The sequence below is a fragment of the Dyella mobilis genome (assembly GCF_016904945.1).
GTDB classification, from domain to species: domain Bacteria; phylum Pseudomonadota; class Gammaproteobacteria; order Xanthomonadales; family Rhodanobacteraceae; genus Dyella_B; species Dyella_B mobilis.
The window spans coordinates 337,209-359,810 of the sequence record NZ_JADIKF010000040.1 but is presented as its reverse complement, the minus strand read 5'-3'; the positions used below and the strand labels follow the sequence as shown (position 1 = coordinate 359,810).

The 22,602-nt window shown below is 62.6% G+C and carries 23 protein-coding genes, 1 tRNA gene and 1 pseudogene; 15 read left to right on the top strand and 10 right to left on the bottom strand.

Translation table 11 applies throughout. The features are described 5' to 3' along the window. Nucleotides 1-63: 63 nt before the first annotated feature. Both ISS99_RS17800 and ISS99_RS17795 read left to right on the top strand, forming a co-directional pair. Nucleotides 64-147 (top strand): annotated as a pseudogene (locus ISS99_RS17800) (IS5/IS1182 family transposase); the annotation flags it as partial. After that, nucleotides 143-502: a hypothetical protein gene (locus ISS99_RS17795; RefSeq protein WP_204632960.1), complete on the top strand. Its 360-nt coding sequence runs from the start codon at nt 143-145 to the stop codon at nt 500-502. The pseudogene ISS99_RS17800 and the gene ISS99_RS17795, both read left to right, overlap by 5 nt. Before the next feature lie 301 nt (nt 503-803). On the opposite strand, the gene ISS99_RS17790 is transcribed toward ISS99_RS17795, so the two are convergent. Then, a tRNA-Pro gene (locus ISS99_RS17790) sits at nt 804-880 on the bottom strand. 164 nt (nt 881-1,044) lie between these two features. Here ISS99_RS17790 and hisS point away from each other — a divergent pair. Beyond that, a complete protein-coding gene (gene hisS / locus ISS99_RS17785; RefSeq protein ID WP_204632959.1) occupies nt 1,045-2,418 on the top strand; it encodes a histidine--tRNA ligase in 1,374 nt (457 codons plus the stop codon). 195 nt (nt 2,419-2,613) lie between these two features. Further along, nucleotides 2,614-4,506: an HAL/PAL/TAL family ammonia-lyase gene (locus ISS99_RS17780; RefSeq protein ID WP_204632958.1), complete on the top strand. Its 1,893-nt coding sequence runs from the start codon at nt 2,614-2,616 to the stop codon at nt 4,504-4,506. Nucleotides 4,507-4,546: 40 nt separating this feature from the next. Here ISS99_RS17780 and ISS99_RS17775 read toward each other — a convergent pair whose 3' ends face one another. After that, nucleotides 4,547-5,164 carry a DUF998 domain-containing protein gene (locus ISS99_RS17775; protein WP_204632957.1) on the bottom strand — a complete coding sequence of 206 codons (618 nt, stop codon included), beginning with the start codon at nt 5,162-5,164 and terminating at the stop codon, nt 4,547-4,549. A gap of 114 nt (nt 5,165-5,278) precedes the next feature. On the opposite strand from ISS99_RS17775, the gene ISS99_RS17770 reads away from it, so the two are divergent. From ISS99_RS17770 to hisIE, 9 genes are all read left to right on the top strand, one after another. Beyond that, a complete protein-coding gene (locus tag ISS99_RS17770) occupies nt 5,279-5,614 on the top strand; it encodes a YerC/YecD family TrpR-related protein (RefSeq protein ID WP_204632956.1) in 336 nt (111 codons plus the stop codon). After that, nucleotides 5,611-6,504, top strand: a complete 894-nt coding sequence (hisG, locus tag ISS99_RS17765) for an ATP phosphoribosyltransferase (RefSeq protein WP_204632955.1) — start codon at nt 5,611-5,613, stop codon at nt 6,502-6,504. The genes ISS99_RS17770 and hisG overlap by 4 nt, the downstream gene beginning before the upstream one ends. 13 nt (nt 6,505-6,517) lie before the next feature. Beyond that, complete coding sequence (hisD, locus tag ISS99_RS17760; RefSeq protein WP_204632954.1) at nt 6,518-7,825, top strand: histidinol dehydrogenase; 1,308 nt, start codon at nt 6,518-6,520, stop codon at nt 7,823-7,825. Continuing rightward, nucleotides 7,822-8,913, top strand: coding sequence for a histidinol-phosphate transaminase (hisC, locus tag ISS99_RS17755; protein ID WP_204632953.1), 1,092 nt, complete (start codon nt 7,822-7,824; stop codon nt 8,911-8,913). The genes hisD and hisC overlap by 4 nt, the downstream gene beginning before the upstream one ends. A 64-nt stretch (nt 8,914-8,977) precedes the next feature. Then, nucleotides 8,978-10,042 (top strand): bifunctional histidinol-phosphatase/imidazoleglycerol-phosphate dehydratase HisB, encoded by a 1,065-nt coding sequence (gene hisB / locus ISS99_RS17750; RefSeq protein WP_204632952.1) that lies wholly within the window; start codon nt 8,978-8,980, stop codon nt 10,040-10,042. Further along, nucleotides 10,042-10,632, top strand: coding sequence for an imidazole glycerol phosphate synthase subunit HisH (gene hisH / locus ISS99_RS17745; protein ID WP_204632951.1), 591 nt, complete (start codon nt 10,042-10,044; stop codon nt 10,630-10,632). Before hisB ends, hisH begins: the two co-directional genes overlap by 1 nt. Continuing rightward, nucleotides 10,629-11,357 carry a 1-(5-phosphoribosyl)-5-[(5-phosphoribosylamino)methylideneamino]imidazole-4-carboxamide isomerase gene (gene hisA / locus ISS99_RS17740; RefSeq protein ID WP_204632950.1) on the top strand — a complete coding sequence of 243 codons (729 nt, stop codon included), beginning with the start codon at nt 10,629-10,631 and terminating at the stop codon, nt 11,355-11,357. Before hisH ends, hisA begins: the two co-directional genes overlap by 4 nt. Beyond that, entirely contained in the window at nt 11,351-12,142 is a 792-nt protein-coding gene (gene hisF / locus ISS99_RS17735; RefSeq protein WP_204632949.1) for an imidazole glycerol phosphate synthase subunit HisF, read from the top strand. Before hisA ends, hisF begins: the two co-directional genes overlap by 7 nt. After that, nucleotides 12,135-12,767: a bifunctional phosphoribosyl-AMP cyclohydrolase/phosphoribosyl-ATP diphosphatase HisIE gene (gene hisIE, locus ISS99_RS17730; protein WP_284343784.1), complete on the top strand. Its 633-nt coding sequence runs from the start codon at nt 12,135-12,137 to the stop codon at nt 12,765-12,767. Before hisF ends, hisIE begins: the two co-directional genes overlap by 8 nt. Nucleotides 12,768-12,779: 12 nt before the next feature. On the opposite strand, the gene ISS99_RS17725 is transcribed toward hisIE, so the two are convergent. From ISS99_RS17725 to ISS99_RS17710, 4 genes are all read right to left on the bottom strand, one after another. Further along, the gene (locus tag ISS99_RS17725; protein WP_204632948.1) at nt 12,780-13,805 is read right to left on the bottom strand and encodes a C13 family peptidase; all 1,026 of its coding nucleotides are present in this window, start codon (nt 13,803-13,805) and stop codon (nt 12,780-12,782) included. A gap of 11 nt (nt 13,806-13,816) precedes the next feature. Beyond that, complete coding sequence (gene mtnC, locus ISS99_RS17720; RefSeq protein ID WP_204632947.1) at nt 13,817-14,503, bottom strand: acireductone synthase; 687 nt, start codon at nt 14,501-14,503, stop codon at nt 13,817-13,819. 127 nt (nt 14,504-14,630) lie between these two features. Then, a complete protein-coding gene (locus ISS99_RS17715; protein ID WP_204632946.1) occupies nt 14,631-15,194 on the bottom strand; it encodes a 1,2-dihydroxy-3-keto-5-methylthiopentene dioxygenase in 564 nt (187 codons plus the stop codon). Beyond that, nucleotides 15,191-15,838 (bottom strand): methylthioribulose 1-phosphate dehydratase, encoded by a 648-nt coding sequence (locus ISS99_RS17710; protein ID WP_204632945.1) that lies wholly within the window; start codon nt 15,836-15,838, stop codon nt 15,191-15,193. The genes ISS99_RS17715 and ISS99_RS17710 overlap by 4 nt, the downstream gene beginning before the upstream one ends. 144 nt (nt 15,839-15,982) lie before the next feature. Here ISS99_RS17710 and ISS99_RS17705 point away from each other — a divergent pair, with 144 nt between their 5' ends. Next, nucleotides 15,983-16,315 (top strand): high-potential iron-sulfur protein, encoded by a 333-nt coding sequence (locus ISS99_RS17705; RefSeq protein ID WP_204632944.1) that lies wholly within the window; start codon nt 15,983-15,985, stop codon nt 16,313-16,315. Nucleotides 16,316-16,721: 406 nt separating this feature from the next. Here the strand turns inward: ISS99_RS17705 and ISS99_RS17700 are convergent, their stop codons facing one another. From ISS99_RS17700 to ISS99_RS17690, 3 genes are all read right to left on the bottom strand, one after another. Next, complete coding sequence (locus tag ISS99_RS17700) at nt 16,722-18,179, bottom strand: amino acid permease (protein ID WP_204632943.1); 1,458 nt, start codon at nt 18,177-18,179, stop codon at nt 16,722-16,724. 78 nt (nt 18,180-18,257) lie between these two features. Then, nucleotides 18,258-19,742, bottom strand: coding sequence for an amino acid permease (locus ISS99_RS17695; protein WP_204632942.1), 1,485 nt, complete (start codon nt 19,740-19,742; stop codon nt 18,258-18,260). A gap of 228 nt (nt 19,743-19,970) precedes the next feature. Beyond that, nucleotides 19,971-20,948, bottom strand: a complete 978-nt coding sequence (locus ISS99_RS17690) for a transporter (RefSeq protein WP_204632941.1) — start codon at nt 20,946-20,948, stop codon at nt 19,971-19,973. Between the two features lie 204 nt (nt 20,949-21,152). Here ISS99_RS17690 and ISS99_RS17685 point away from each other — a divergent pair, with 204 nt between their 5' ends. Then, on the top strand, nt 21,153-21,713 hold the full coding sequence (locus ISS99_RS17685) for an NUDIX hydrolase (RefSeq protein WP_204633959.1): 561 nt from the start codon (nt 21,153-21,155) through the stop codon (nt 21,711-21,713). Here ISS99_RS17685 and ISS99_RS17680 read toward each other — a convergent pair. After that, nucleotides 21,710-22,231, bottom strand: a complete 522-nt coding sequence (locus ISS99_RS17680) for a 3-hydroxyanthranilate 3,4-dioxygenase (protein WP_204632940.1) — start codon at nt 22,229-22,231, stop codon at nt 21,710-21,712. The genes ISS99_RS17685 and ISS99_RS17680 overlap by 4 nt on opposite strands. Between the last annotated feature and the right edge of the window lie 371 nt (nt 22,232-22,602).

Here is a 22,602-nt window from a genome sequence, read left to right as displayed (position 1 = left end):
GCTTCCATCACGCCGCGAATGGCAAGGGCCCGACACTTGCGGGCCGACGGACATGCGTCGCCCTGCCAGTGGCGGGCGACGCCCAGCGACTTCCTGAAATGGCGCACGGTGCATGCCTACTTCCAGATATGGAGCGAAGTGGATGAGGACGTCCAAGACCTTCCGCACCAAAGCCGAGGCTGAAGCCTGGGGGGCAAGCAAGGGACGGGACGTTCACCGCCGCCAGCAGCGCGACTGTCGCACAGCCGAAAAGCTGCTGTTCCGGAATTTGCTCGAACGGTACGAACGGGAGAAGGCCAGCACCTTGAAATCGGCCGAGGTGCTGCACAACCACCTTGCCCGCTTGCATGAAGACTTCGGCCATCTGCGCTTCGCCGCACTGACGCCGGAGACGTTGACGGCCTGGCGCGACGAACGCCTGCGAGCGGTGCGGCCGCCACGGTACGCCGCGAGCTGCAGACGCTGGGCGGTGTCATCACGTGGGCACGGAAGGATCTCCTGATCGCGTTGCCGGAGAATCCGGTGGCCGCGATCCGGTTACCACTGCCCAGCAAGGCCCGTGATCGCCGGTTGGATGCCGACGAGGCGCGCGGCGTCACCGACAGCAAAAGGGCGTATCCGAGGGGGCTTCGCCCCCACGCCCCCGCATGGCCAGGCGCGAGCAGGCCAACTTCAGGCCGCACACGCAGACCATCCGCAGTGATGTGGAGAAATGCGGAAAAATCTGTAGGCCAAATCTAGGCCACTCCGTTACGAAAAAGGCCCGCTTTTGACGGCAGGCCTGTTTCGTAACTCTTTGAGTTTGGTCGGGGAGACATGATTCGAACATGCGACTTCTACGTCCCGAACGTAGCGCTCTACCAGGCTGAGCTACACCCCGTGGGAGCCGCGTATCTTAACGGGGCTTGATGGGCTTGGCAACAGGTTCGCTCGCCGGATTTGGTGGGAAATCGTACCTGCCGGCCCGGCGGGCCGCACCGGCCCATCTGTTACGCTATGCGGCTGCCGAGACACGGCTTTTTTCCATTCGCTCAAGAGGATTCCATGGCGCTTACCCAGGCCCGCACCATGCCCGGCGTGCTCGAGCTGCTGCCGCTCGATCAGATCGCTTTCCAGCGCATGCTCGACGTGATCCGTCGCAATTACGAGCGCTTCGGTTTCCTGCCGGTGGAGACGCCGGTGATGGAATATTCGGACGTGCTGCTGACCAAGACCGGTGGCGAGACGGAGCGCCAGGTGTATTTCGTGCAGTCGACCGGCGCGCTGGAGCAGGGCGAGAAGCCCGAGCTGGCCTTGCGCTTCGATCTCACCGTGCCGCTGGCCCGCTACGTGGCCGAGCACGAGCACGACCTCAGCTTTCCCTTCCGCCGCTACCAGATGCAGCGCGTGTATCGCGGCGAGCGCGCCCAGCGCGGCCGTTTTCGCGAGTTCTACCAGTGCGACATCGACGTGATCGGCAAGGACAATCTGTCCATCCGCTACGACGCCGAGCTGCCAGCGGTGATCTACAGCGTGTTCCGCGAGCTGAACATCGGCGCATTCACCATCCAGCTGAATAACCGCAAGTTGATGCGCGGCTATTTCGAGAGCCTGGGCGTGACCGACCCGGAGTTGCAGACCCTGGTGCTGCGTGAGGTGGACAAGCTGGACAAGCGCGGTGCCGATTACGTGCGCGAAACGCTGACCGGCGACGCCATCGGCATGACGAAAGAGGCCGCACAGAAGGTGCTCGACGTCGTGCAGGTGCGCTCCACCTCCTTGCAGGATGCCTACGACAAGCTCGATGCGCTGGGCCCTGGCCCGGAGTCGATGGAGCAGGGTCGGGTGGAACTGAAAGAGGTGCTTGGCCTGATCCATGCCTATGGCGTGCCGGAAAGCCATTACGTGCTGAACCTGTCGATCGCCCGCGGCCTGGATTACTACACCGGCACCGTCTACGAGACCACGCTGAACGACCATCCGCAGATCGGCTCGATCTGCTCCGGCGGCCGTTACGAGAACCTGGCCGGCCAATACACCAAGTCGCATCTGCCGGGCGTAGGTATCTCCATCGGTCTTACCCGCCTCTACTGGCAGCTGCGCGATGCTGGGCTGGTCGGCACGGCACGCAGCACCGTCGATGTGCTGATCACCCAGATGGACGCGGCGCAACTGCCTGCCTACCTGGCCCTGGCCGGCGAGCTGCGCGCAGCGGGTATCGCTACCGAGGTGGTGCTGGACGGCGGCAAGCTGGGCAAGCAGTTCAAGTACGCCGATCGCGCCGGCATTCGCTTCGTGATCGTGCTGGGCGAAGACGAGCTCGCCAAGGGCGTGGTGACGGTGAAGGATCTGCGCCGCGAGGATCAGTTTGAAGTGTCGCGTAGCGAGTTGATCAAAACGCTTCGCGTCGAACTGGCGCAGGCTGAAATCAGCACCTGAGCGCCATGCACGGCATTCAGGATTTCGAATAACCTCATCCGCCTGTTTGGCGGGTGAGAGCAGGGATGCAACGCATCGACAACGGGCTCCGGCGTGCGCCGGAGCGACTGCGTCACCGGTTTTCGTGGCACGCGTCGCCGTCCCCACCGGCAACGTGATTAGCAACCAGAATGCCCTCAAGGGCACGGAGTACGCATGACTGCCAATTCGATTCTGCTGGATGGCAACAGCCTCAGCCGTCAACAACTCGTTGCGGTGGCACGCCAGGGTTACGGTGTTCGCCTCGATCCCGAGCAGCTCAAGCGCGTGCAGCGCGCGGCGGATTTTCTGGCCGACAAGGTAAGCTGCGGCGAGCCGACCTACGGCGTCACCACCGGCTTCGGCAGCAACGCGGACAAATTGCTCGGCGCCTACCGCTTGCGTGACGAACTGCCGGGCGGCAATCCGCACAAGCCGGAAGGCACGCTGCTGGAAGAGCTGCAGCACAACCTGATCACCACCCACGCGGTGTGCGTAGGCAAGCCGTTCTCCGCGGAAGTGGTGCGCGCGATGTTGGTGATCCGCATCAATACGCTCATGCGCGGCCATTCGGGCATTCGCATCGCCACCCTGGAAGCGCTGACGGCGCTGCTCAATAACGACGTGATTCCGGTGGTGCCGGAGAAGGGTTCGGTGGGCGCCAGTGGCGACCTCGCGCCGTTGTCGCACCTGGCCATCGTGCTGCTTGGCGGCGGCGAAGCGTTCTACCAGGGCGAGCGCCTGCCTGGCGCCGAAGCGCTGAAGCGCGCCGGCCTGCAGCCGATCCGGCTTTCCTTCAAGGAGGGCCTGGCGCTCAACAACGGCACGGCGCAGATGCTGGCCACGGCAGTGCTGGCGCTCGATACGCTGGGATACCTGCTCGACACGGCCGACCTGGCTGCCTCGATGACCCTGGATGCGTTCGCCGGCCGTAGCGGCGCGCTGCGTCCGGAAGTGCACGCGCTGCGTCCGCATCCCGGGCAGGTGCAGGTAGCCGGTCACGTGCGCGAGCTGTTGAGCAGCTCCACGCTGGTCGATATTCCCTATCACCTGGTGCCGCGCTTCAAGCAGTGGAGCGCCGAGGCGTGGAGCACGCCGGAAGACCAGGCGCTGAGTTTCGATATCAGCTGGGACTGGGTGCCCGCCAACCAGCGCCACGGGCGCGAGGCGTTCTACAACCGCTTCCTGCCGTTCAAGGGCGGCAAGAAGCATCAGCCGCAGGACGCCTATTGCCTGCGCTGCATGCCGCAGGTGCATGGCGCAGTACGCGATGCGTGGGCGCAGGCTTGCCGCGTGATCGACGTCGAGCTGAATGCCGTCACCGACAATCCGCTGATCTTCCCCGATAACGCCGAGGCTGAGCACATCGAGGAGCAGGTGATTTCCGCCGGCCACTTCCACGGCATGCCGCTGGCGCTGGCCATGAGCTATGTGAAGGCGGCCATTCCGGTGCTGGCTTCGATTTCCGAGCGTCGTCTCAACAAGCTGGTCGATCCGGCCACCAACGATGGCCTGCCGGCGTTTCTGACGGGCAACGAAGACGGTACCGATTCCGGCTTCATGATCGTGCAGTACACCGCAGCAGCGCTGGTCAATGACCTGGCTACTCGCGCGCATCCGGCCAGCGTGTATTCCGTGCCGACCAGTGCGAATGCGGAAGATCACGTCTCGATGGGCGCCAACGAGGCGCGCCACGTGCTGGAGATGGTCGAGGATCTCAGCCACGTGCTGGCGCTGGAGTTGTACACCGCTGCGCAGGCCCTGGATTATCGCCAGGAAATGCTCAATGCCGCCCGTCGCCTGGCTGCGCGCGGCAACTGGCAGGCGCTCGCTTCCAAGGTGGCCAATGCGCCGCGCGAAGACAGTCCGCATTACGCCCAGTTCGTGGAAGAGGTGAAGCAGCTCACCGCGGCGTTGGCCGGGGTGGGCGATTTCCACGCGGGCGAGGCCGTGCGCAAGGCGCATGCGGCGCTGCGCGAGAAAATCGGCTTCATGCATCGCGACCGTGCGATGGACGGCGAAGTGCACACCATGTGCGAGCTGGTGCAAAAGCGCGCATTTGCCGGATGACGCGCGAGGTTGCCCCGGATCGAGTCCGGGGCAATCCGTCCTATGGAATGCGGCGGCCGGCCACGCGGAGATGGCGCGCGGCCCAGCCCAGCCACAGCAGAATCAGCACGATCGCCAGTTTTTCCATCAGGCCGTTCGGCAATCCCTTCACGAGCACCTGAAACCACAAGACCAAGGTAGCCACCCAGGCCAGCAGCAGGCCGGGCTGGTTGCCATGTTTCAGGCGAGCATCGCGCCGCCAGCGGTCGCACAGCAGCAGCATGCCGAAACTCAGCCACAGGAACGTGGCCGGGGCGCAGATTTTGTGCGTCATGCGAGCCAGTTCTTCGTACCGTGTGCCGTGGAACAGCTCGGTCAGCGCCACCACCGGCAGGGCCGTACCGGCGGCCGCGAATAGCGCCGAGCCCAGTACCGTTCTTTGCGTGGGGGCGGTGGCGGCGAAACTTGCCCAGGCAAAGCCGAACAGGGCGGCAGCCATCAGGTAATAGACCCCGCGCACGTAGGCGCCGCCCGGGCCGAACAGGTAGGTGCTCAAAGGAATCGCCATCCAGTTCAAGTCGTTGCGCCAGAACTGCGCGGCGGTGCAGACGCCGATAAAAGCAATTACGGCGATCGTCATCAGGTGGCAAAGCTGGCGGACGAGCGGTGAGCAGTTCATGGGGCGCCGGATTCCTTGGGCGGTGAAATCGACATTGTACGGGCGCGGACGGGCTTGCCGTGGGCGTCAGCGTCGCGTATGATCCGATCCATTGTATTAACGCATTAGTACATTATGAAGCGCCGATCGATCGATCCAGAGATGCCCGACGAGTCCGCCAAGGCCAGCCTGTGCCGTGCGCTGCTCTCGCTGAAGAACGCCGAGGAAATGGACGCCTTTCTCAACGACCTGTGCACGCCGGCCGAGTTGGAGGTGCTGGTGGATCGCTGGCGCGTGGTGCCCTACCTGCTGGAAGGGGTGTCTTACCGCGAGATCCACGAGCGCACTGCGGTAAGCATCACCACCATCGGCCGCGTCGCCCGTTATCTGAATCAAGGCAATGGCGGCTATCTGGCGGCTGCTGCCCGCGCATCGCGCAACCGCGCCGCTGCAAAAAGGACCAAGGCATGAAACCTCGCGATCGCCTGCGTATCGCCATGCAGAAGTCCGGACGGCTGACCGAGCCGGCGCTGGATGTGCTCAAGCGCTGCGGCCTCACTTTCCGCCAGAGCCGCGACAAGCTGTTCTGTTTCGGCGAAGGCGAGCCGGTGGACTTGCTGCTGGTCCGCGACGACGACATCCCCGGGCTGATCGCGCAAGGCGTGTGCGATCTGGGCATCGTCGGCCGCAACGTGTTGGACGAATTCAAAGGCGTTGCCGGCGATGCCGCTGCTGCGCTCACCGAATGGCGTCCGTTGGGGTTCGGCCGATGCCGCCTGTCGATTGCCGTGCCGCAAGACGTGGATTACACCGTGCCGAAGGATCTCGACGGCTTGCGTATCGCCACTTCGTATCCCGGGCTGCTTGGTCAATGGCTGCGGCGCAACGAGGTGGATGCGGCCGTGGTGACCTTGGCCGGCTCGGTCGAAATCGCGCCCAAGCTGGGGACGGCCGATGCCATCTGCGACCTGGTGCAGAGCGGCGGCACGTTGGTGGCCAACCAGTTGCGCGAGACCGACGTGTTGCTGCAAAGCGAGGCGGTGCTGGCCGGTCCCGACACACTGCCCACCGATGAGCGCGGCGACATGATCGAACTGCTGCTCAAGCGCCTGGACGGCGTGATCCAGGTGCGCGAATCGCGCCTGCTGTTGCTGCAAACCTCGCGCACCTCTTTGGACGCCGTCACCCGCTTGTTGCCCGGCGGTCCGCAACCGACCTTGTTACCGGTCGCCGGGCAGCCCGATCAGCTGATGCTGCAGGCGTTGTGCGCGGGCGAAGTGAGCTGGCGTCAATTGGAAGAAATCAAGAAGGCCGGCGCGCGCGAAATGTTCGTCTTGCCGGTCGAAAAAATGCTTGCGTAAAGAGTGGCCTGGAATGAAGCGAATCGATTGGAACACGCTTGGTGAAACCGAACGCGATGCCGCGCTCGCACGGCCTGCACAGGCGCGTGCACAGGAGTTGCGCGCAGGTGTCGAGCGAATCATTGCCCAGGTGCGCAGCAAGGGCGATGCGGCATTGCGCGAATTGTCCGCGCGTTACGACCGCTGCACCCTGCAAGTCATTGAAGTCGACGAGGCAGAGTTTGCCGAGGCCGAGGCCAGGCTCATGCCGGAGCTCAAGGCCGCCATCCGCGAAGCGGCCGCACGTATCGAGGTTTTTCACCGCGCCGCCGCGCCGCAGCCGGTTGGCGTGGACACGGCTGAAGGCGTGCGCGTTGAGCGCATGCTGCGGCCCATTCAGCGCGTAGGACTCTACGTACCTGCCGGCAGCGCTCCGTTGCCGTCCACGGCTTTGATGCTTGGTGTGCCGGCGCACATCGCCGGCTGTCGTGAAGTGGTGCTGTGCTCGCCCGCGCGTGCCGACGGCACCTGCGACGAAGCCGTGCTGTTTGCCGCGCGGGTGGTGGGTGTGCATCGCGTGTTCAAGCTGGGCGGCGCGCAGGCGATTGCCGCGATGGCCTATGGCACCGGGAGCGTGCCCCGCTGCGACAAACTGTTCGGCCCGGGCAACGCGTGGGTGACCGAAGCAAAGCTGCAGGTATCGGCCGATCCCGGCGGTGCTGCCATCGACATGCCGGCCGGCCCGTCCGAGGTGCTGGTGATTGCCGATGCGCAAGCCAATGCCGCCTTCGTCGCCGCCGATCTGCTGTCGCAGGCCGAGCATGGGCCGGATTCACAGGTGATCCTGGTCAGCCCATCGCCTGCGTTGCTGGATAAAGTTGCTGCCGAAGTCGATCGGCAATGTGCGGAGTTGCCGCGTGGCGCGATTGCAGAACAGGCACTGGCACAGAGCCGGCTGATCGAAGTCGACTCGTTGCCGCAGGCCGTCGAAGTCAGCAATCGCTACGCGCCGGAGCATCTCATCCTGCAGGTGGATGCCGCGCGCGATCTGCTCGACGGCGTCGAAAGTGCGGGGTCGGTGTTCGTCGGCGCCTGGACCCCCGAATCCGTCGGGGACTATTGCAGCGGCAGCAATCACGTACTGCCGACCTACGGTTATGCGCGCAGCTACAGCGGAGTATCGGTGGCCAGCTATCAGAAACAGATCACGGTGCAGGAACTCAGCCCTGCGGGCTTGCGTGCGATCGGGCCATGTACGGCTACCCTGGCGGCCGCCGAGCAGCTTGAAGCGCACCGGCGGGCGGTAACATTGCGCCTGGCAGCGCTGGAGGATCGGACGTGAGCGTGCTCGATCTCGCCCGGCCGGAAATCCGCAGCATGCAGCCGTATTCGTCCGCTCGAACCGAAGCCGGCGGTGGCCAGATCATGCTCAATGCCAACGAGTCGCCGTGGGCACCGAATGGCGACGAGGGACTTGGTTGCAACCGTTACCCGGACCCACAGCCGGAGGCCTTGTTGCAGACCCTGGCTGCACTGTATGGCGTAAGGCGCAACCAGTTGTGTGTGGGCCGCGGCAGCGACGAGATGATCGATCTGCTGATACGTGCGTTCTGCCGGGCGGGTGAAGACGCCATCGTGATTCAGCCGCCGACGTTCGGCATGTACTCGGTGTGCGCACGCATACAGAATGCGGCCGTGATCGAGGTGCCACTGGCCGAGGATTTCAGCCTGGATGTGGATGCCTTGCTGGCAGCGGTAACGCCGGCCGTCAAGCTGGTGTTCCTGTGCACGCCCAATAATCCCAGCGGCCGCTCGATTCCGCGCGCCGAGATCGAGCGTGTCGCGCAGGCTCTGGCTGGCAGGGCCTTGTTGGTGGTGGATGAGGCCTATGTGGAGTTTTCCGATCAGCGCAGCGTGGTCGATTTGATCGACCGTTACGAACACCTTGCGGTATTGCGCACGCTGTCCAAGGCCTGGGCACTGGCCGGTGCGCGCATCGGTAGCCTGCTCGCCAATGCTGAAGTGATTGAGCTCATTCGCCGCATCATGCCGCCTTATCCGCTGCCTTTGCCCTGCGTGGCAGCAGCATTGGTCGAACTATCCCCGACGGGGCAGGCGTCGGCCAACGAGAAGATCGGCATCGTGCGCGCGCAGCGCCTGCTGATGAGCAAAGCCTTGGCGCAGGTTCCCGGTGTGCGCGAGGTGCTGCCTTCGGCTGCCAATTTCCTTGCCGTGCGTTTTGACGATGCTGCATCGGTTTACCGGCAATTGCAGCAGGCGGGCATCGTGGTGCGCGACATTCGTCGCTATCCCAACTTGCACGACGCGCTGCGGATAACGCTTGGCACGCCTGCCGAGAATGCCCGCGTCCTGTCCGTTTTGAAAAGTCCGGCCGTGGATGGCCGGGGTGTTGCCGATGGATCGGCATAATTTGAAAAGTCCGGCCATGGATGGCCGGGATCTTGCCGATGGATCGGCATAAGGAACCTTACCCATGAGCCGCAAGATTCTCTTTGTCGATCGCGATGGTTGCCTGATTCACGAGCCGGCCGACGAGCAGATCGACAGCTATGAAAAGCTCGACCTGCTTCCGGGCGTGATCGCCGCCTTGCTGCGCATCGTCGGAGCCGGTTACGAGCTGGTGATGGTCACCAACCAGGATGGCCTGGGTTCGGAGCGTTTCCCGCAGGAGCATTTCGATGGTCCGCACGATTTGCTATTGCGCATTTTCGCTTCGCAGGGCATTCGTTTTCGCGAGGTGCTGATCGACCGCAGTTTCCCGCAGGACGGATTGGACACGCGCAAGCCGGGTGTTGGCATGATGCGCCAATATCTCGCTGACGACGGTTGGAGTCGTGCCGCCTCGGCCATGGTGGGCGATCGCGAGACCGATCTGCAATTTGCCGCCAATATTGGCGTGCGCGGCTTTCGTGTCGGAGCGCAGGGTATCGGCTGGGATGAGATCGCTCATCAGTTGTTGGATCGTCCGCGTATTGCCGAAGTGGTGCGCAACACCAAGGAAACCCGGATCAAGGTTCGCGTGGATCTGGACCGTGCAGCCGAGCCGGTCGTGCATACCGGGTTGGGTTTTTTCGACCACATGCTGGAACAGATCGGCAAGCACGGCGGCTTTTCCCTGCAACTGGAATGTCACGGCGACACCAAGGTGGACGAGCATCACACCATCGAGGATTGCGCTCTCGCGCTGGGTCAGGCTTTGCGTCAGGCCATGGGCGACAAGCGCGGCATCGCTCGCTACGGTTTCACCTTGCCGATGGACGAGGCACAGGCCAGCGCGGCACTGGATTTGTCCGGACGCCCTTACTTCGTCTTTGAAGGACACTTCCCGCGCGAGCGCGTAGGCGACGTGCCTACCGAGCTGGTGCCGCATTTCTTCCACTCGCTGTGCGACACCCTGGGCGCGAACCTTCACCTGGCTGTCAAAGGCGAGAATGCCCATCACGAGGTGGAAGCCTGCTTCAAGGTGACGGCGCGCGTATTGCGCCAGGCCATCCGTCGCGAAGGCGATGAGTTGCCGAGCACGAAGGGAGCCTTGTAATGAGCGTGGTGCTGGTCGATGCCGGTGGCACCAATATCGGCTCTGTGCGCTATGCCTTGCAGCGCTTGGGTGTGGATGCCGCGCTGACCGCGGATGCTGCGCAAATTCGTCAGGCCGACAAGGTGATCCTGCCCGGCGTCGGCGCAGCCGCGCCGGGCATGGCGCGGCTGCGCGAGTTGGGCCTGGTCGAGGTGATCCGTTCCTTGACGCAACCGGTACTCGGCGTATGCCTGGGCATGCAGTTGCTTTGCGAGCACTCCTCCGAAGGAGACACGGCGTGCCTTGGCGTGGTTCCGGCGCAGGTTCGCCGTTTTGAGGAAGCCCCCGATCGCTGCGTGCCGCACATGGGTTGGAACCGTTTGACGCCCGTGGTGGAGCACTCTTTGCTGAAAGGTTTGCAGGAAGGCGATTGGGCCTATTTCGTGCATAGCTACGCTGTGCCGCTTGGTGCTTACACCCTGGCCAGCAGCGATTACGGCGACGGCTTTTCGGCCGTCATCGCCAAGGACAATTTTCACGGCATGCAATTTCACCCCGAGCGCTCGGCGAGTGTCGGGGCCAAGCTATTGAAGAATTTTCTCGAGCTATGACGATAGAAATCATCCCGGCGATCGATCTGCGCGGCGGCCAGGTGGTGCGCCTGAAGCAGGGTGACTACGCGCAGGAAACCCGCTACGCCAGCGATCCGCGCGAATTGGCTGCGCGCTACGCCGGTGCCGGTGCACGCTGGCTCCACGTGGTGGATCTGGACGGTGCGAGGGCAGGCGACCTGGCCAACCTGGGCGTTATCGAAGCATTGGCCAGGGCCGGCATGCAGGTGCAGGCGGGCGGCGGCGTGCGTTCCGAAGACGATGTGCAGCGCCTGTTCGACGTGGGTGTGGTGCGCGTGGTGGTGGGCAGTGTGGCGATCCGAGCACCGGAACAAGTGGCAGGATGGTTGAAGGTTCATGGCGCCGAGCGCTTCACGATTGCGCTCGATACGCGCCTGCGCGACGGGCGCTGGACCTTGCCCAGCGCCGGCTGGATCGAAGAAGAGGCGCGTACGCTGGACGAGCTTGCGCCCTGGTACGCCCAGCGCGGTGCGCGCCATCTTTTGTGTACCGATATCGAACGCGACGGCATGCTGGCGGGGTTCAACCTCGACTTATACCGGCATCTGGCGCAGACCGTGCCGCAGCTTGCGGTGCAGGCGTCGGGCGGAGTGCGTTCGCTTGAAGACATTCGTGCCGCCGGTGCTGCGGGTGCCCGTGGCGTGATTCTCGGCCGGGCCCTGCTCGAAGGCCGCTTTACCCTTGAAGGGGCGCTGGCATGTTGAGCCGCCGCATCATTCCCTGCCTGGACGTGCGCGAGGGCAAAGTCGTCAAAGGCGTGCGTTTTCGCGATCACGTCGTGATGGGCGAGATCGTCGACCTGGCCTTGCGCTATCGCGATGAGGGGGCCGACGAGCTGGTGTTCTACGACATCACCGCCAGCCCCGAGGGGCGCAGTGTGGACCGGACGTGGGTAGAGCGCGTAGCAAGGGTCATCGATATTCCATTTTGCGTGGCGGGCGGCATCCGTTCGGTCGAGGAGGCGCGGCAGGTGCTGCATGCCGGCGCCGACAAGATTTCGGTGAACTCGCCGGCGCTGGAGCGGCCGGAACTGATCGACGAGCTGGCTGCGGCATTCGGGGTGCAGTGCGTGGTCGTGGGGATCGATTCGATGCGCGATGCCGACGGCGAATGGCGTGTCCGCCAATACACCGGAGACCCCTCCAAAACGCGATCGCTGGCGCGCCGCACGATCGATTGGATGGTCGAGGCGCAGCGGCGCGGAGCCGGTGAGATCGTGCTCAATTGCATGGACAGTGACGGTGTGCGCAAGGGTTATGATCTGGTGCAGTTGGGCGAGGCGCGCAAGGTATGTACTGTTCCCTTGATTGCTTCGGGCGGTGCCGGTTCGATGGAGCATTTTCTCGACGCTTTCACCTGTGCGCGGGTGGATGGTGCATTGGCAGCCAGCGTTTTCCACAGTGGTGCCATCGCGGTGCCGGAGCTCAAACGTTACCTGCAGCGGCAGGGCGTGGTGGTTCGCCTGCAAGAGAGTGACAACCGTGACTGACGCAAATACAACGGCAAGCCGAACCGACCTCAGCCGACTCGATTGGAGCAAGTCCGGTGGATTGCTGCCGGCAATCGTGCAGCACTGGCTGACCGGCGAAGTATTGATGCTCGGCTACGTCAATGCCGAGGCGCTGGCGCAAACGGAAGCGATCGGCAAGGTAACGTTCTACAGCCGCAGCAAACAGCGCTTGTGGATGAAGGGCGAGAGCTCCGGCCACGTGCTGGACGTGAAATCGATCCGGGCGGACTGCGACTCGGATACGGTATTGATACTGGCCAACCCGCAGGGGCCGACCTGCCACCTGGGAACCAGCAGTTGTTTTGGCGACGACGTACGGCCGCCGCTAGGCTTTCTGGCCGAGCTGGATGCGCTGGTGGAGCAGCGCAAGGCGTTGCTGCCCGAAGGGAGTTATACGACACGCCTGTTCCAGGGCGGCACGCGCCGTATTGCGCAGAAGGTAGGAGAGGAGGGCGTCGAAACGGCGCTCGCCGCCGTGGCGCAGGGTGACGAGGAATTGCTCGGTGAAGCCGCCGACCTGATTTTTCACCTGACCGTGTTGCTGCGCGCGCGCGGTTACGGGCTTGCCGATGTCGCGCGTGTGTTGGTCGAACGGCACGGCTGATCCAGCCCGCGTTTATTGTGAGCTGGCCGGCGCGCTGTTGGTGGAAGGCGGCGGAGGCGTGAACGGCACGGCCGGACCGGGTTTCACTTCCTTGCGCCAGCTTGCCAGTTGCTGCGCAATGCCTTCGCCGATATCGATCTGCGGTTCGGAAGGCGTCAACTTCTGGTCGTTTTCCCAGCCGGCAATGTCGTCCTTGGCGAGCTTGAACGCATCGACGAAGTTGTCGGTCTTGTTCAGTGCATCAACCAGCCAAGCTTTGCCGAAATACGTGATGTCGGAGTCGCTGCCGCAGCCGAAGGAGCTGCGATCGGCTCGCGCGGCGGTCAGCACCAGCGTGCCGGGACCTTTCACGTCCGGCACGAATCCGCCGGAGTAGCACGCGTTCACCACCACCACTTTCCACTTGAACGGTCGCTTCTTCAGGATGCCGGCCAGATCGGATGCGCCGATCTGATCCAGCGGCAGAGGGTCCATATCGACCAGCAGGTTGTGGTCTTCGTCGCCGTGCGAGGTGACGTAAAGTACCAGGATGTCCTCATCGGGCTTCATCACGCCGGACAACTGGCCGAGGGTGTCCTCCAGGTTGCTCCAGTTGGCCAACGGATGCGATTGCAGCGTGCTGGGATTGTTTTCCAGCACCACGGCGTGTGCCGTCGGTCCGAACCGCTTGGTGAACAGTTGCGCAGCGTATTCGGCCTCGTTGCGGAACACATCCTCGCCGCCATCGCCGGCAAACGTGACCAGATACAGATTGGTCTTGCCGGCTTCGCGGGGCGTCAGATGGGCAATGGCCTGGCGCACCATTCCCGGCTGGGCGTAGATGACTTGCTCGGGCGACGGGGCCTGGTTGGGCCAGCTGTCGCCATCGTCGCCGTCGTCGCCGTCGCTGCTGCTCGCGCTGGCCGGGGCGGATGTGCTGCTGGATGCCACGCTCGGGGGAGCTTGCTGGGGTTCAGACGGGCGTGGGTGTCGGACCAGCAGCAGCATGAGCAACACGCCGGCGGCGAAAGCGAGCAGGGCAGTCAGTACGGTGCGCATGCGTGCTGGGCTCAGGGCTGGATAGTGTCGAAGCTGGCGTGGGCCGGGTGCTTGGGGTGCGCCGGCAGGTCAAGCGGCGGGCGTAGCAACCAGGCGGTTTTGAAGCCCGCGGCGCTGGCGGCGTCCAGTTCTTCCGCGATATCGGAAAGGAACAGGATGTGCTCGGGGCGTTCGCCGATGGCTTCGGCAATGAGGCGATAAGACTCCGTCTCGCGCTTGGGGCCTGTCTCGGTGTCGAAATAGCCGGCAAACAGCGGGGTGAGGTCGCCCGATTCGCTGTAGCGGAAAAAAAGCTTTTGCGCGGGTACCGACCCGGAGGAATACACGTACAAGTGCAGTCCCTCGCCGCGCCAGCTGTGCAGGCGTGCAGCGACTTCCGGGTATACGTGGGCGCGGTATTCGCCCTCCTCGTAGCCGTCCTTCCAGATCATGCCCTGCAAGGCCTTCAGCGCCGTGGATTTGCGGTCCTCATCGATCCAGCGCAGGAGCAGTTCGATCACTTCCTGGCGGCTGGCTTCGATCAGTCCCGCTTCTTTCGCGGCCTCATGCAGCCAGTGCTGCACCTCGGGACGATCGGCGTGAGTCTCGACGTAGGCCGGCATGCGCTTGCGCGCATAGGGGAACAGCACGTCCTTGACGAAGCTGATCGAACTGGTGGTCCCTTCGATATCGGTGACGATGGCGCGGATGGATGTCATGTGAGTGCTGGGGAGATCGGGCTCCCAAGCTTAACCTGACCCCGGGCGCACGCAAGCGCCCAAGTCGTTGAAATGTGTGAAAAGCTCCGCACCGGTGTGGTCGACGGAGCGGAGCAGGGAGGGACAATCAGGCGGCGGTGAAGGCCAGGGGCTGCATGCGGGGGAAGTGCTGGGCGATGTCGGAGCCGGTGAAGTTGGCAACCCATCCATCCTTGTTGGTGAACAGGCGGATGGCAACGAAGTAGGGCGCCTCGCTCATGTCGAACCAGTGGCGGGTGCCGTCGGGCACGCCGATCAGGTCGCCCTGTTCGCACAGCACGTCGTAGACCGCATCCCCGATGTGCAGGGTGAACTGGCCCGCACCGGCCACGAAGAAGCGCACTTCGTCTTCGCTGTGCGTGTGTTCGCTGAGGAATTTCTGGCGCAGGGCGGCGCGATCGGGGTGATCGGGCTTGAGGCTGATCACGTCGACGGCCTGGTAGCCTTCTTCGCGCATCAGGCGGTCGATATCGCTGCGGTAGGCGGCGATGACCTCTTCCTGGCTGGCGCCGGGCGCCAACGGCTGGTTGGCTTCCCATTGTTCGAATCGCACGCCCACCTTGGCCAGTTCGCGCGCGATGTCCGCATGCTCCTGGTGAATCGAGGGCGGGGTCTGCGGTTGTTCCGCGTTGAAGATGCGCAGGCGGCTCACGAGGTCAGTCTCCGTAGGTCAAGCTCGCAAGCGAGCAGGAATTCCAGCGCTTCCAGATGGCGTCGCGCCTCGGCCATGTCTCGTCCCCACGTATAGATGCCGTGGCCGTTGATCAAGTAGGCGTGGAGCGGCTTGCCGCCATCGATCCAGGCATCGACCTGGGCGACCAGTTCGGGCATGTGCTGGGTATTGGGGAAGACCGGAAGGTCGAGCACGTCTTCGTGCGTGGTGTGGCCGCGAATCGCCTTCTGCAGTTCCCAGCCTTCGAGCTTGATGACGCCGTCTTTGGCAAACAGGCGCGAAGCAACGCTTTGCGTCCGTGAATGCGTATGCAACACCGCGTTCACGTCCGGCCAACGTCGATAAACCTGGGTGTGCAGTTCAGTTTCGGCGCTGGGACGCGACGCCGTGCCGACGGCCTTGCCTTGCATGTCCACCAGCATGATGTCGGCGCGTCCGAGCTTGCCTTTGTCGCGACCGGAAATGGTGATGGCCGCGTGATCGGCATCCACCCGCATGGAGAAATTGCTGCTGGTGGCAGGTGTCCAGCCATGCTGCGCGAGTTCGCGCGCTGCATCGGCAATGGCATCCGCACGCTCGTTGAACAGGGCGGCGGGAATGTTGGCGGGCAATTGTTGGCTCATGGTAAATGGACGTCCAAACGATGTGAAACTATAGCATGCGGTTAAATGCGAGTAATTCGCGAAAAGGACCGAGACCGTCCCGCCGGAGTAGGATGCGGGGGAATTCGTCGCATTCGGCGGCGGACACCCGCGATGAGGATGGTTATGTCTGGGCATGAAGATATCGAGTCACGCCGTCGCTTTCTGAAACTTGCGGCCGGTACCGCTGCCGCAGCGGTGGTGATTGGCGGCTTGCCGCGCGTCGCGCGTGCGGACGATCTGCCGCATTTGTCAGATGCCGACCCCACGGCCAAGGCGCTGGGTTACGTCGAAGATGCATCGACCACCAAAGATCCCAAGCACAAGGCCGGCGATGCGTGTTCCAACTGCCAATTCTATTCCGGCGGCGCGACGGGTTTCGGCCCATGCCAACTGTTCCCAGGCAAAGCGGTGAGTTCGAAGGGCTGGTGCATTTCGCACACGCCGAAGAAAGCTTGACACGCCGTATCGCGTTTTGCGGAGGCCGGCCTTGCGCCGGCCTTTTGCTGTGCGGCGTTCAAAAAAAACGCCTGCATCTGCAGGCGTTTGATGAAAACGAAGGGGTATTGCTGAAAAGTGCTACCCGGACGCGTCAGGCTGAGGAGCTGACTCGCCTGACGCGCCGGGTCGCGATCCGGGGCCCACTGCCAAGTGATCAACCCACGGGCCATGGATAATACTCCGGTTGTTCGAAGTGGGGCGAACCGCGACGGGAAATTTCTGAGAGTGAAATTTTATCTATATAAAAATCAATAAGTTAAAGCGAAATCTCAATGTGCTACGTTCGAAACATTAAAAGTCCGTTTACGGCAAGATTTTGACTGTTCGATGCCGTTGTCGGATTTTTGACGGAGATCGCTGAAGATCATGGCTTTGCGGAGCGATTGGCAAGACGCAGGTGACTATGCCGAACTCCATAGGTGAAATAAATCGCAAAGCCGATCAGGGTCCAGGCCCCCATCAGGGCCCAGTTGAACCAGTCCATGGTGGATAGCAGGGCGAGGCAGCTCAGTACGCCGCAGGTGCAGATCACCGGCGCCCACGGCACGCGGAAGGTGCGCGGCAGCTCCGGCGAGGTGTAACGCAGGATCAGCACGCCGGCGCAGACGGCGACGAAAGCGATCAGCGTGCCCATGGAGGTGAGGTTGGCCAGCAAATCGAGCGGAAAGATCGCGGCGAGTATCGCGATGCCGACACCGGTGATGATGGTGTTCAGATGCGGGGTGCGGTGCTTGGGGTGGATGCGGTTGAACACCTTTGGCAACAGGCCGTCGCGAGACATGATCATGAAGATGCGCGGCTGCGCGATGATCATCACCAGGATCACCGAAGACAGTCCGATCAGCGCGCCGACCTCCACGATCAGGCGCAGCCAACCCAGCTCCGGATGCGCCTTGATGGCGGTCACCACTGGTTCGTCAGTGCCCAGCTGTGTGTATGAGATCAGGCCGGTCAGCACGGCAGCCATGGCCAAATAGAGCACCGTGCAGATCACCAGGGACACCAGGGTGCCAAATGGAAGATCGCGCTGCGGGTTTTTACATTCCTGCGCAGCCGTGGAAGTGGCCTCAAAACCTATGTAGGCGAAAAACACCATGGCGGCACCGCGCATGATGCCGTCCCAGCCGTATTTGTGATTGCCCTGTGCGGCAGGGATGAACGGGTGCCAGTTGGCCGGATCGATATAGCGATAGCCGGCGACGACGACAATTATGATCAGACCGACCTTCAGCGCCACCATCATGAGGTTGATGCCAGCTGATTCGCGGATGCCGACATAGCAGAGCCAGGTAAGCGCGAGCACGATGGCGACGGCGGGCAGGTTGATCAGGTGTCCTGTCGCGACCAGTGCGCCATTGGTATACGCAAAGGGGGCGTCGGTCAGGGTGACAGGCAGGTGAATGCCCACGTGGTCGAGCAGGCTGGTGAAGTAGCCGGTCCAACTGGCAGCCACGGCAGAGGCGGAGATACCGTATTCCAGCACCATGTTCCAGCCGATGAACCAGGCCACCAACTCACCCAGCGTTGCATAGGCGTAAGAGTAGGAGCTGCCGGAAATCGGAATCAGCGTGGCGAATTCCGAGTAGCACAGCGCGGTAAAGCCACTGCAGATAGCCGCAAGAATGAAGGAGATCAATACCGCGGGCCCGGCGTGGTCCGCGGCGGCCTGGCCCGTGACGACGAAGATACCCGTGCCGATCACCGCGCCGATGCCTAGCGCGGTAATCCCCCACGGTCCAAGCGTGCGCCGCAGACTGGGGCCGTGTGCGCCGTCTTCGTTATCGGAAAAATCGGTTTTGACCGCGAATAACTGCTTCAGCATAGGTTTCCCTGAAATAAAGCCGGCACGGTGTGGGCACCGTGCCGGACAGGATTCACTCGTTCAGCGCGGCGCGCAACCTCAGGCGGGTTCGGTGCCGTTGGCCAGGTGGCTCTTGCGGTGACCGTATAGGTAGTAGACGACCAGGCCGACGACGCCCCAGCCGAAGAATACTTTCAGCGTCACGGGCGGCAGATTGATGAACAGCAGCAGGCAGCCCAGTACGGCCAGCGGGCACACGATCCACACGGCTGGCGTGCGGAACGGACGCTTGCGGTCCGGTTGCGTCACGCGCAGCACCATCACGCCGACGGCCACCATCATGAAGGCGAACAGGGTGCCGGAGTTCGTGATGTCGGCCAACTGGCCCACCGGATACAGCGCGCCGAAAATGGAAACGAAAACACCGGTGATCAGCGTAATCACGTGCGGTGTATGGAAGCGCGGATGGATTTTTGACAATCCGCTGGGCAGCAGGCCATCGCGCGCCATGGTGAAGAAGATGCGCGTCTGACCGTACGTCATGGTCAGAATGACTGAAGGCAGTGCGATACCGGCAGCAAGTCCGATCAGATTGCCCAGCTCGTTGTGGTTGAGTACGCGCAGTACGTGCGCCAAAGCTTCCCGGCTGCATACGAGTGCTTCGGATGCTTTGCATGCGGCGGCCATTTCCGGCGTGCCGGGTTGCAGCGCGACGCCGTTGGGGCCGAGCATGGGCTGGCTGCCGATCGAGCCGATGGCGCTGTAGCTGACCAGCAGGTAGTAGATGGTGCACACGCCGAGAGAGGCGATCAAGCCGATCGGGATGTTGCGATTGGGATTCTTGGTCTCTTCGGCGGCGGTGGATATCGCGTCGAAACCAACGTAAGCGAAGAATATGGATGCTGCGGCGCCAAGCACGCCGATGCCTCCCATGGGGCTGCCCCATCCGGTTGGCATGAACGGTTTGAAGTTCGGATCCTTGACGGCTGGGAACGCCACGAAAATAAAGGCCGTCAACGCGAGCACTTTGATGATCACCAGTACGGTATTCACCTTGGCTGATTTCGAGGTGCCTATCACCAACAGGAAGGTGACGGCCATGCCGATCAGAAAGGCCAGGAGGTTGAAGGTGCCTCCGTCCATCGGGCCAGTGCGAAGAAAATCAGGCAGGCCGTATCCAGCGTGCGCAAGCAGGCCGTTGACATAGCCGGACCAGCCCACGCAAACCGTGCTGGCCGCAATCGTGTATTCCAATACCAGCGCCCAACCGACCACCCAGGCCATGCCCTCGCCGAGAACACCGTACGTATAGGTGTATGCCGAGCCGGCTACGGGAACCATGGCCGCAAGCTCGGCGTAGGCCAGCGCGGCCAGCGCGCAGACGATGGCCGCGATGACGAAGGAAATCATCATGCCTGGGCCGGCTTTCTGTCCCGCTTCAGCGGTGAGTACGAAAATGCCGGTGCCGATGATGGCGCCGATACCCAACATGGTGAGCTGGAACGCGCCGAGCTGTCGGGTGAGTGCCTTTTTTTCGGCTGTGGCCAGAATCTGGTCGAGTGGCTTGACGCGCTTGAATAGCATTGAGTGCTCCCCGTGAGAACTGACGTTTCGCTCATCGAGGTTGCGACAAAGTGGACGCGACGAGCTAACGCATCAGCCAACCATAGCCTAGCGGCGGGCGAGGGGACAAGCTGCATTGCGGGCAAACGGCCGGATCTAGGAAAGATCCGGCCGTCTTGGGTCTTGGAGTCATCTTTTTACGAAGTCGGATGGCACTTGCAGGAGCCGGCTTTTTCCCCGGCGGCTTGCTTAGAACACCATGTTGAATGCGGCCATCGGCGTCACGAAAGCATCGTTGTTGCGTCCGGCAAAACTGAATTGCACGCCGCCAATCAGGCCGAAGCGATCGTTGAAGTTGTATTCGACTGCAGGTGCAAGGCTGTAGACGTTGCGCGACGGACTGCGCTTTTCGAATGCGGCGGGCGCATCACCGCTTTCCCGCACCCCCTTGAGTTGGGAAGCGCCAGTGCGATCGTAGGCCAGATCCATCGCAAGCACCCATTGCGGGTTGATGCTGTATTCGACGGACGTGGAGATGCCGAACGCGTTGCCCAGTCGAACATTGCCGCGGAAATCCTGCGGCGTGCCATAGGCGCTGGCCCCCTTCACGTCGACACGGCCCGGCGGAAGGCTGTAGGAGGCGACCGCGCGGAAACGCAACGGGCGACCGTTCGGCAGCCAGACGTATTGCTGCGCCATCAGCGAGAACTTGTCGACATTCGCACCGCTGCCGATGGCATTGAGCGGGGTCTCGTTGAGGCGATCGTAGGTGCCGGTCGGAAATCGGTGCGAATAGTTCAGCGAAACTGCCGGGCCCTTGCGATCCGCACCGGGCGACAGCAGCAGATATTGAGCGCCGAGGGTGGTGTCGGTAACGCCCCAGCCGTCGGTGCTGGCGCCGCCCGACATCGCATGCGCCGCACCGAACGTGGCCTGCACCTGAAAGCGGTCAGTGACGCCGTAGAACATCGGCACCAGTGTTTGCCATTGGCGCACGCCTGGTTGGGAGGTCTGCTCGTTCCCCTGGCTGTCGTAGGCGGAATCGCTCTTGTAGTACATCAAATAAGGTTCCACGACGAGCGTGCCCTGGGGTACGGTCATGGGGTTGGGTGTAAGCAGTGGTCCGGTAAAATTGGCCGTGGAATCGGTCGCCATCGCCTGGCTGCACCATAGTGCGGGAGCCAGCAGCAAGGCCAGTGCGCTGAATTTGCGGTTAGAGCGTGTCATGGGAGCGCGCCTTAATCGAGTCGAGGGAAAAGGTGTCGACTCGATCAGGGAGAGCCGACACGCACGACTCAAACTAATCACCGCCTGGGATGCGATCTATCGTATAAATCTTAAAACTGTGGCTTAGTCCATTCGCGATGGTTTGTTTTCAGTGATCTAAAAGATTTGTTCAATTTTTCCGCCGTCTTTCCCGCGGCTTTTCTGATGCTCAAGCAGGTATCCAGGAGTTCTTTTGTGAAGTTGCACGACTCGCTGCATCGTTACGCCGACCGTTGTGGTTCTGATCCCCACGTCGTCGCCTGCCTCGCTTTTTTGTGCGAGGCGGAGCGTCCTTTTGAGCGCGAGCAGAAGGACGGCCATTTCACCGGATCCGCCTGGCTGGTCGATGCCGATGGCGAACGGGTTCTGCTTACCCATCACCGCAAGTTGAACCGCTGGCTGCAATTGGGCGGGCACGCGGACGGCGATAGCGACCTGGCGGCCGTTGCGCTGCGCGAGGCGGGCGAAGAATCCGGCCTCGCCGGCCTGGTGGTTGAGTCCGATATTTTCGACGTGGACAGACACTGGATTCCGGAGCGTAAGAGAGAGCCGGGGCATTGGCATTACGATGTGCGTTACGTCGTGCGGGCGGGCAAGGGCGATGCCTTCGTCATCAGCGAAGAGTCGCTGGAGTTGGCGTGGGTGTCGATCCGGAGCATTGCTGGCGACGATGGAGCGGATGAATCGCTGCGCCGCATGGCGCGCAAATGGTTGGCGCGCGGCTAACCGTAGCGCGCCGGTGCAGGATTGAGGTGGCCGCAAGCGCTGCAAGTTCGCTTGTCACGTGAGGCATAGAAGCGGTCGAAAACCGGGGGGAAGTCCGTTTCGATGCTTTGCAGGGTGAAATATTCTTCGTAAAGCTTCTGGTTGCATTGTTCGCAAAACCACAGCAGGCCATCCTTTTCGTCAGGAAGGCGGCGGCGCTCGATAACCATGCCGACGGAGTTGGGCATGCGTTGCGGGGAGTGCGGAACGCGCGGCGGCAGGTAGAAGATTTCGCCGGCGCGGATCGGGATGTCCTTGGCGACGCCATCGTCCTGCACTTTCAGCACCATCTCGCCTTCGATCTGGTAAAAAAATTCCGGACCTTCGTCGTGATGATAGTCGGTGCGCGCATTGGGCCCGCCTACGATCATGATGATGAAGTCGCCGTCGACGATGCACTTGTTGCCGACCGGCGGCTTGAGCAGGTGCCGGTGTTCTTCAATCCAGCGCTTGAGGTCGAACGGCGGCAGCAGGGACATGTGGCGGGTCCGGCAAGCAGGAGGTGCCATCCACGATAGCGCCGGCGGCACGTCAATGAAAGCGCGGGGCGCCTATGAGGCGTCGGTGATGACACCGAACAATCGGTCGAAACTCAAACTTTGATCTTGCGCGACGATGGCATTGGATGCCGGCAGTGGTTGCCCTTGGGCGACCGCGCGTTGCATCAGCAGCCGCAAAGCAATTTCAACGTTGCGCGTCGCGTTGTAGACCTATTGGGCATCGAGTCCGTTGATCGATTGGAAGTTGCGGCGTCACGCGATGATCGACAGCGCGAGCAGTGGCTGCGAGCGTTTCTTCATGCCGAGCCATACCATCCATGGATGTGAAAACGCGCCTCCCGGAGGCGGCG

Coding starts and splice junctions, on each gene's coding strand:
- ISS99_RS17795 (WP_204632960.1), top strand. CDS start 143: ATGAGGACGTCCAAGACCTTCCGCACCAAAGCCGAGGCTGAAGCCTGG.
- hisS (WP_204632959.1), top strand. CDS start 1,045: ATGGCGCTTACCCAGGCCCGCACCATGCCCGGCGTGCTCGAGCTGCTG.
- ISS99_RS17780 (WP_204632958.1), top strand. CDS start 2,614: ATGACTGCCAATTCGATTCTGCTGGATGGCAACAGCCTCAGCCGTCAA.
- ISS99_RS17775 (WP_204632957.1), bottom strand. CDS start 5,164: ATGAACTGCTCACCGCTCGTCCGCCAGCTTTGCCACCTGATGACGATC.
- ISS99_RS17770 (WP_204632956.1), top strand. CDS start 5,279: ATGAAGCGCCGATCGATCGATCCAGAGATGCCCGACGAGTCCGCCAAG.
- hisG (WP_204632955.1), top strand. CDS start 5,611: ATGAAACCTCGCGATCGCCTGCGTATCGCCATGCAGAAGTCCGGACGG.
- hisD (WP_204632954.1), top strand. CDS start 6,518: ATGAAGCGAATCGATTGGAACACGCTTGGTGAAACCGAACGCGATGCC.
- hisB (WP_204632952.1), top strand. CDS start 8,978: ATGAGCCGCAAGATTCTCTTTGTCGATCGCGATGGTTGCCTGATTCAC.
- hisH (WP_204632951.1), top strand. CDS start 10,042: ATGAGCGTGGTGCTGGTCGATGCCGGTGGCACCAATATCGGCTCTGTG.
- hisA (WP_204632950.1), top strand. CDS start 10,629: ATGACGATAGAAATCATCCCGGCGATCGATCTGCGCGGCGGCCAGGTG.
- hisF (WP_204632949.1), top strand. CDS start 11,351: ATGTTGAGCCGCCGCATCATTCCCTGCCTGGACGTGCGCGAGGGCAAA.
- ISS99_RS17725 (WP_204632948.1), bottom strand. CDS start 13,805: ATGCGCACCGTACTGACTGCCCTGCTCGCTTTCGCCGCCGGCGTGTTG.
- mtnC (WP_204632947.1), bottom strand. CDS start 14,503: ATGACATCCATCCGCGCCATCGTCACCGATATCGAAGGGACCACCAGT.
- ISS99_RS17710 (WP_204632945.1), bottom strand. CDS start 15,838: ATGAGCCAACAATTGCCCGCCAACATTCCCGCCGCCCTGTTCAACGAG.
- ISS99_RS17705 (WP_204632944.1), top strand. CDS start 15,983: ATGTCTGGGCATGAAGATATCGAGTCACGCCGTCGCTTTCTGAAACTT.
- ISS99_RS17700 (WP_204632943.1), bottom strand. CDS start 18,179: ATGCTGAAGCAGTTATTCGCGGTCAAAACCGATTTTTCCGATAACGAA.
- ISS99_RS17695 (WP_204632942.1), bottom strand. CDS start 19,742: ATGCTATTCAAGCGCGTCAAGCCACTCGACCAGATTCTGGCCACAGCC.
- ISS99_RS17690 (WP_204632941.1), bottom strand. CDS start 20,948: ATGACACGCTCTAACCGCAAATTCAGCGCACTGGCCTTGCTGCTGGCT.
- ISS99_RS17685 (WP_204633959.1), top strand. CDS start 21,153: ATGCTCAAGCAGGTATCCAGGAGTTCTTTTGTGAAGTTGCACGACTCG.
- ISS99_RS17680 (WP_204632940.1), bottom strand. CDS start 22,231: ATGTCCCTGCTGCCGCCGTTCGACCTCAAGCGCTGGATTGAAGAACAC.